Origin of the sequence: Nostoc sp. UHCC 0251, assembly GCF_034932245.1 — a bacterium.
Classification (GTDB): Bacteria; Cyanobacteriota; Cyanobacteriia; order Cyanobacteriales; family Nostocaceae; genus Nostoc.
Genome location: NZ_JAYGHD010000040.1, coordinates 23,479 through 31,020 on the forward strand (window position 1 = coordinate 23,479; position 7,542 = coordinate 31,020).

Here is a 7,542-nt window from a genome sequence, read left to right on the forward strand (position 1 = left end):
AGCAACAGTGACTAATTAGGTATTAGTCACACTCACAGACGTGAATATAGTAATCTTATTAACTTGAAACTCTAAATGTCCCCAGTGCATACACTGAAAATTATCTAATGGATATTTTAACTTGCTGTTTGTCATTTACTGACTAATTTGGATGAGATGCAAGCCTGTGCTGTTCGTTATAACGATGTACCACTCCACAAATAGCAGCCAAAATTAACCATGAAAACACATTCAAACGAAAATCGAAGAGGGTTACATCTACTGTATTCAATAGAACCCAACCAACAAAAGCTAGAAGATAACTGAAAAATATAAATCTGTCTGCTGTATTTATATATTTTGACTTTCGTAGTAATTGGACGCTTGTAATCAAAATCCAAGCGACTAAGCCACAAAATAAAAGAGCGCTGGGAAAACCAGTTTCAGCAGATAACATCAAAAATAAGTTATGGGGATGACCTAAGGGAATCTGCATCTTGGCTTTGTAGAGTCCACTAAAACTGCGTAACCCCCAGCCAGTCCAAGGATGTTCCTGAGCTAAATACCAGGCAAATTCCCACTGAGTTTTTCGCATTAAAGCGACTGGTCTATCTGGATACATGTCGTCATTTAATCTTGCCCAAAAGAAGGCAGGAACATACTGACGAAAAAATTGAGCTACTGGCGAGGGAGCAAAAGCTGCCAAAAGCACACTAGAAACGATCGCAACGACGCCACCCACAAGAATGCGCCAACCTTGGTAGAGTGCATAAGCTAAACAAGCAAAAATAGCGATCGCCCACCCATTGCGTGAATTGGTGAAAATCAAGGCGATGAAATTTGTGATTACCGCCACAGTTAGGAAGAGAAAGGGGACTGAATTCTTACTAATACCCAATCGCCATTGTTCTAGCCACAACCCTAGAGCAAGGATGAAAACTATTGTTAGATAAGCTGCGAAGGTGTTAGCGTGCAAAAAGAGTGAAGCGATGCGACCGGGCGGATTTCCTCCTGGTCTGATTGTCCAAGCTAGGACAACCCACAAAATCTCTAATTTCAAACTCCAGCCTAAAAATAACTGTCCCAAGCCAATAATTACTACCGGCATGGAACCGATCACCAAAATCCAAGCCATTTGCCGTAATTGGGTAAATGTTTGAATCAGAGCGCTGTGGGCAGCAAAAAATAAAAAGAATGGTAATAAATTAAATAAGCCGAGGAAAGCTGCTGTCTTGTCATCGGCGAACCCAGCACTGATAATCAGCAATACACTCAAAAGGGCAAATCCCCAGTTGAGAGGGCGGCGACTAATTTTGCGGTATTGTTTCAGCCAAGTTATTAATGATACAAAACCTAGAGTCACAGCCCCCAATAAAGGACTCAATGGGAAGATTAACAGTGCCCATAGAGAGTAGTTCCAAGAAGATTGCCAACGAGACTTGAAATAGTCAAAAACCTTGTTCAAGCTGGCTCCCAACATTCCTCACGAGTGAGGCGAATTTGAGCTAAAGCGAAAATAGTAGGGATGACCCGACCGTAGTTAGTAGCGATCGCTCTCCACCCTAAATCTGCAAAAAACCAAGTCCACATCATTGGCCCAATCACGGCAAACATAGTGCGGGCTGCCCCATAACGAGCTGCACTTACAGTCATACCCCGTTGCGCCATTTGCATAGCTACATAGCCTTGGAATTGGGTTGTAGCGGCTTGTGAGCCTTTAATCGCAGCTTGTTTGGCAACTTCATAGGTAGCAAAGTGGATTGCAAATTGACGGGCAATTTGCTTAAGTACAAGTGGTTGGAGCATGGAAGTAACTGCGATCGCACTACCGCCTTTGAAAAGTAACCCCAAGGGGTCACGCTGCAATAAAAGTGGTAGCGGTTGTTTGAGTTCTGATTTGACAAGCTGACGCTGTATCTGTACAGTCAATTTTTGCTTTTCCTGTTCAGGCAATTTTTTCCACACCTGTCCTAGCAGATGCAAAAATACTTCTGCTTCTAAATCAATGGTTGCCAGCTGATTAGAATAAGCAATCTTTAGATACTTACAGACTTGAACTAACGCTTCTCGGTAAGTTACCTGGCCTGTGCGTCCCCGTAATACTGTCATCCCATCTGCCGCCAAAAAGCGAAAGCGACCCTCTAGTGCGTCTAACCAAGCTTTGCGGTCTTGGCTTTGTACTTCGATGGGTTCGGGTGTGTGTACATAGTCTAGGGGATTGAACTTACGACTAAATAAAATTGCCGTTAAATCTTGCAATTCCTCTTCGGTCGCTAACTCTAGCGCCGCCCTCATTTCATCCAATTTCCCATCCTCCCTTCCGTGCAGCTTTCTGTACCTTATTCTACTATTAGCTTTCAGCAGTCATTAGTAGTAATTTTGTCCTTTGATGATAACTAATGACTAATAAATAACCAATGACTAGGGAATATTAACTCATGACTGATATTGCAGTGATTGGTGCCGGAATGGCCGGTTTAGTCTGCGCCCAGCAGTTAAGTCAAGCTGGATATTCGGTGCTAGTGGTGGAAAAGTCCCGTGGTTTAGGAGGAAGGCTGGCTACACGCCGCTTGCATGGAACTTGCGCTGATCATGGGGCTTGCTACCTGAAGCCAAAGGGTGAATTATTTAGACGTTTTGTAGAGATATTGCGATCGCGCCATATCCTTGAAGTTTGGACAGAGGAGGTTTACGAACTCACAGCAGGTGCTCCTTTATCTGAACCCAACAACCGCAGTCCGCGATATGTTGCACCTGAAGGAATGAGTGCGATCGCTAAATCCCTCGCCCCAGGTTTAGAAATATTACTTAATCAACGTGTCATTGCGATTACCCCAACTCCCGAAAATAATTGGCGTTTGACTCTCGAATCTAGCAACGAAGAATTAACTGCAAAAGCTATAGTCGTGGCCATTCCTGCACCCCAAGCTGTGATGCTGTTGGAACCTTTGGGTGAAAGTGTATTGGATATAGCGTTTCTTGATAAATTGCGTTCTGTAGAATTCTATCCCTCAATTAGTGCGATCGCTGGATATCTTCCCACTTCCCAACCTCTTCCTCAGTGGAAAGCTCTAACTTTTGTGGATGATATCGATTTAGCATGGATTGGTTTAGACAGCAGCAAGCGTCTTAACCCTCAACAACCACATTTTGTAGTGCAAAGTAGCGCTGATTTCGCCCAACGCCATCTAGAATCCCAGGATTTACAACCTGCCGGACAGTATATGTTGCAACGAGCAGCTGAATCTTTGTTCCTTCCTTGGCTGAATACTCCTGAATGGATGCAAGTACATCGTTGGCGTTATGCCTTTCCTAGCCATCCTTGGCACGAAGCTTTTTTATCTGCCGGAACTCCCTTACCTTTAGTTTGCTGTGGTGATTGGTGCGGCGGCAATCTTGCTGAAGGTGCGATGCTTTCTGGATTAGCTGCGGCTGATGAAATTAATAATCAGTTGCGTCATCTACCTTTAGATAATGTGAACTTTCTAAACGTTTTTGTCCGATCCCCTCATCTGTCGCTAGACTGATTTTGCCCTCTAGTGAGTTGCTATTTTGATGACTTAATAACTCAACGTGCAACAAATAAGTTTTTTAGATGAAACAGCAAATTGTGCCGCAACTCTAAAAAGTCATGTGAATTACCAAGAAAGGTTAACTTCATTAAAAACTTGTTCATAATTTAAGTTGTTTTATTGCGGTTAATCTTGATCCCCTAGCCTTAATGCTGCATTTTATGTAGATTTCTGCCAAAAAAGCAGAAATTTGAAATAATTAAGACTATAAATATAAAATGTCGGCAAATTACCAGCTTAGGGACGCTGTTTTAATAAGTCATACTGTGAAGCAGTATAACTTTTAACTCAAAGAAGCAAAGCTAAATGTTTGATATTCTACCAAGACAAAAGGCTAGCTTTAGGGTCTATTTCATCCAATCAGTTAAATTATTTCTAACTGATTGTCATGACGAAGTTGCCATCTAAAAAAGTTGTTTTCTCCACCAATCATTGACTGGATTAAAAAAGGAGTTTAAAAATCATGCAAACGGTAGTCAATTTAACACAGCAATCAATAGTAGGAGAAATTGAAAGCGTTTTGGATACATATCCATACCATCCATATCAACAAGCCTTTGCAATTCCTGACTTACGCCAAGAGTTAATTGCTTTCGTCCTCAACCGCATTCCGTCTTTCTACAGCGCCATGTCTGATGGACATATTCCGCTAGCGGAGGCTGAAGAAGGAAGCTTTGCTTACTACAAATTGCCTCGGAAACCTTTAGAGCAGCAACTACACCTCCAGAATTTGATTCACCAAGGCATTTGTTTAATCGTTCAAGAAAAGTCAGATTGGATTAGCGATAGTGTTTGTGAAACAGTTCAACCAGCTTGTGAACCCTCTCACTGGTTTGGTTAATAGTTTTAACAAGATTTAGCTCTCTGCTGAGATATCGTAATGCCCGCAGTGAACTTTTAATTTTTGAGCTAATCCCCCGACTAAAGTCAGTGTCAAGGGCGTGGGAATAGCTCAAGATTTTTTCAGTATATTGCTCTTGAGGTGTAAACTTTGACAATTACTAGGTTCAAAGGACATTCCCAGGACATGAGAAAAATAACTGCTCTAATGTTAGTAAGTATGACTGTGACTATCGGGGTGGGAGCATTAACACCTAAAGTCACTAATGCCCAATTATTTTATCCACCAGCAAGCGATCGCCATTCATTAATGGTAATCGGTCAAGGGGTGGTGAGAGTGCCAGCAGATACAGCCGATATTGAATTAGTATTCAGTAGGGAAGTGAGCAATGATCAGTTAGAAACGCAACCATCAGCCCTACCTGAAGCCCGTCGTTTGTCGTCACGGACTTTACTCTTAAATTACAAAATAGCAGCAGAATCTTTACCAAACCCAAAATCCCTAACTAAAGCAACTCTCCAGCCTGTAGTTAATAGCCTAGTTGCAAAAGGAATTAGGGCTGATAAAATTCAAGTGCAAATTAATGCTAATCCCAGTGCAGATAACGCCAAGATATTGGTAAAACTGGAAAAACCAACACGCGATCGCATCCAGGAAATTGTTGCTACAGCGAACAAAACAACGAGCCAAATTGAAAATCTTTCTGTCAAAAACGTAGGCGTTGAGTATGCAGTAAATGACTGTCAAGCTTTGCAGAGTTCAGTTTATCAATCAGCTATGAAAGACGCTCAAAGTCGTGCTCAGGCATTAGCAACTGCTATGGGCGTTAAACTTGGTATTCCTTCTGTAGCTGAACCATTTTATACATTATTGTATCCCTCATGTAGTTCTAAAACTGGAGTTCCTTTACCGTCTTTTGCTAGTTTTTTATCATCACCAGCTTATAATCCAGACGCCCCAGCAGAAGTAGAGATGAAAAAGGATATTTTTGTGACATATACAACGAAATAAGCAGATTCTTTTGTCTCTAGTTTATTACTGGGATACCGTATCGCCTCATGTTGTAGCAATTATGGCGACATACACGTTGGATAGTAGTTGAAAGTCAAACCCGTAAACAAGCTGACCTCAAGCAATTAAAAAAATGTTGATCTAAAGTTGTTAAACTCGAACTTTTTCACATTTAATATAAGTAAATCTATTACTTTCACATTACTCAATTTTGTGGATTCTGAACTATATAGTTGCTCAACTTAAGTATTAAATAAAATGATTACCAATACTTTAGGAAAAGCAAAGACGTGATCCGTTTCAAAAAGCTATCCTCAATAGTGTTCCTGCTATTAGCCTTCATGTATCCACCTACTTTGGCTGAAGCCAAGGATAATACTCTAAATAATGTTCTTAATGAACAGAGTCTTGACGCACAGACAAAAGTAGTTGGGGAGCAAAGTGAAGAGCTTTTGTTAGCTCACCGACGGACTCGACGACGTTACCATAGACGGCAAAGAACCAGACAATATTATTATCAACGCCAGCGGAATCGAAGACATCATTACAGACGACGCTATCGTTCTGTACGTTATCATGGACAACCATATCGTCGTGGAGAATGGGAACTTGTGCGCGATCGTCATGGACGATTAATGTATGATTGGCAACGTTAATAGTAAACTTTACACCCAATTTTCCCAGAGAATCTTTATGCGTAAATCCTAATTACTGTTTTGTAGACATTGCAAAAGTTTTCGGCCTACTTAAAATAGGGAATTGGGCATTAATTTTCAGGTTTGGTTGTGCAAAAACTTGTTACGAATAGTTAGCTAGATAATTTTGTGGGGAAAGCCCATTATTTCATATCATGTCCGGCTAATTAGTTATAATTCCCACATCTGTGCAAAAATCGGGAAACCCTCTTTCCCCCTGCTCCCAGCAAGAACTGCGGTCTTAATGATAACTTTTTAACCGGACACGATATCACAGGTCACTTTTGGGAATTTCCTCACGAAATTCTATGACCAATTGCATAGTTTCCACTACCAAATCACGTAAATCTCGATTGAGCGCTACAGCGCTTTGAGGCCCAAACCAACGGTCAAAAATAGCGACATATCGCTGATTACCATTGACGAATCCTTGCATGAACTTAACCAGAGAATAGTTGACTGTATCTAAGAATTTCGAGTTATTTTCTGGCACCATGCAAGCGATACCTTCTCGTGAATAGGGACGACCGGGTACGATTGCAAAAGCATCTGGATTTTTTTGCTGTTGCAACCATCCCTCTAAAAGAATGCTATCGGATGAAAAAGCATCAATAGTATCTTCTTGCAAAGCTGTGTATCCCTCCGCCCTAGTTTTAAAATATACCAGTTTAGCTTGAGGTTGTACACGAGCGATCGCCTGCTCATTTGTGGTTCCCGCCAGCACCCCAATTCTCTTACCAATAAGGGATTCAGGGGAATCTAGATTACTTCCTTTCTTAACTAATAATTGGGTTCCAGTCACACCGTAGCTAACAGAAAAGTCTACTTTTTTATCTCGCTTCCATGTAAAACTACTAGCATCACACACAATATCAACTTGTTGATTAACTATTTTAGGAATCCGCTCAGAGGGGCTAAGACCAACTAATTGCAGTTTAATTTTTTTTCCTAGTTCTTTTTCTAATTGCTTTTTAATCAGAGTCAGCATATCTACAGAATAGCCATTTAAGTTTCCTTGACTATCCACATAGGCAAAAGGTAGTGCATCTCTACTCGTACCAGCTGTTAATACCCCTGTTCTGGCTACTTTCTGCATCACAGTCTCAGCAGCTACCACATTAGGCATGAGTGTTACAAACATGAGACTTAAAATAGGAATAGCAATTTTTTTATACATAAGCTTTAGAATAGGTCGTTTTTTCAAAAATCAACTCTGATTTATATATCAAGCTCAAAAAGGTATCACTATCGAGTACATAGTAAGGTTATTTAGTAACTATTCTTTACATTAAAGTTCCTTCATGAAACTGGTCAAAGAAAAATTTCAGCCAACTTCTAAACAAGTTACAGAAACTGGGTTTGGAGCTTTATTTGGCTTTGTTGGATGAATAGACATCTCCGAAAATGGATGTAGAGACGTAGCAGTGCTACGTCTCTACAAGGT

General features: G+C 40.9%; 7 protein-coding genes. 4 read left to right on the top strand and 3 right to left on the bottom strand.

The annotated features are described in order from the left end of the window. Positions 1–142: 142 nt before the first annotated feature. Together VB740_RS07735 and VB740_RS07740 are read right to left on the bottom strand one after the other, a co-directional pair. Positions 143–1,459, bottom strand: a complete 1,317-nt coding sequence (locus tag VB740_RS07735; RefSeq protein ID WP_323199463.1) for an O-antigen ligase family protein — start codon at positions 1,457–1,459, stop codon at positions 143–145. Continuing rightward, complete coding sequence (locus VB740_RS07740; protein ID WP_323199464.1) at positions 1,441–2,283, bottom strand: hypothetical protein; 843 nt, start codon at positions 2,281–2,283, stop codon at positions 1,441–1,443. Before VB740_RS07740 ends, VB740_RS07735 begins: the two co-directional genes overlap by 19 nt. 134 nt (positions 2,284–2,417) lie before the next feature. Between VB740_RS07740 and VB740_RS07745 the strand changes: the two genes are divergently transcribed. The 4 genes from VB740_RS07745 to VB740_RS07760 all read left to right on the top strand — a co-directional run bounded on the left by VB740_RS07745 (position 2,418) and on the right by VB740_RS07760 (position 6,059). Further along, a complete protein-coding gene (locus tag VB740_RS07745; protein WP_323199465.1) occupies positions 2,418–3,506 on the top strand; it encodes an NAD(P)/FAD-dependent oxidoreductase in 1,089 nt (362 codons plus the stop codon). Between the two features lie 508 nt (positions 3,507–4,014). Continuing rightward, positions 4,015–4,392 carry a hypothetical protein gene (locus VB740_RS07750; protein WP_323199466.1) on the top strand — a complete coding sequence of 126 codons (378 nt, stop codon included), beginning with the start codon at positions 4,015–4,017 and terminating at the stop codon, positions 4,390–4,392. A gap of 219 nt (positions 4,393–4,611) precedes the next feature. After that, positions 4,612–5,403, top strand: a complete 792-nt coding sequence (locus VB740_RS07755; protein ID WP_323199467.1) for an SIMPL domain-containing protein — start codon at positions 4,612–4,614, stop codon at positions 5,401–5,403. A gap of 290 nt (positions 5,404–5,693) precedes the next feature. Beyond that, positions 5,694–6,059: a hypothetical protein gene (locus VB740_RS07760; RefSeq protein ID WP_323199468.1), complete on the top strand. Its 366-nt coding sequence runs from the start codon at positions 5,694–5,696 to the stop codon at positions 6,057–6,059. Between the two features lie 310 nt (positions 6,060–6,369). Here VB740_RS07760 and VB740_RS07765 read toward each other — a convergent pair whose 3' ends face one another. Further along, positions 6,370–7,275: an amino acid ABC transporter substrate-binding protein gene (locus VB740_RS07765; RefSeq protein WP_323199469.1), complete on the bottom strand. Its 906-nt coding sequence runs from the start codon at positions 7,273–7,275 to the stop codon at positions 6,370–6,372. Positions 7,276–7,542: the final 267 nt, after the last annotated feature.

Excerpts from the sequence above, each read along its gene's own strand:
- VB740_RS07735 (WP_323199463.1), bottom strand. The coding sequence starts at position 1,459 with ATGTTGGGAGCCAGCTTGAACAAGGTTTTTGACTATTTCAAGTCTCGT.
- VB740_RS07745 (WP_323199465.1), top strand. The coding sequence starts at position 2,418 with ATGACTGATATTGCAGTGATTGGTGCCGGAATGGCCGGTTTAGTCTGC.
- VB740_RS07750 (WP_323199466.1), top strand. The coding sequence starts at position 4,015 with ATGCAAACGGTAGTCAATTTAACACAGCAATCAATAGTAGGAGAAATT.
- VB740_RS07755 (WP_323199467.1), top strand. The coding sequence starts at position 4,612 with ATGACTGTGACTATCGGGGTGGGAGCATTAACACCTAAAGTCACTAAT.
- VB740_RS07765 (WP_323199469.1), bottom strand. The coding sequence starts at position 7,275 with ATGTATAAAAAAATTGCTATTCCTATTTTAAGTCTCATGTTTGTAACA.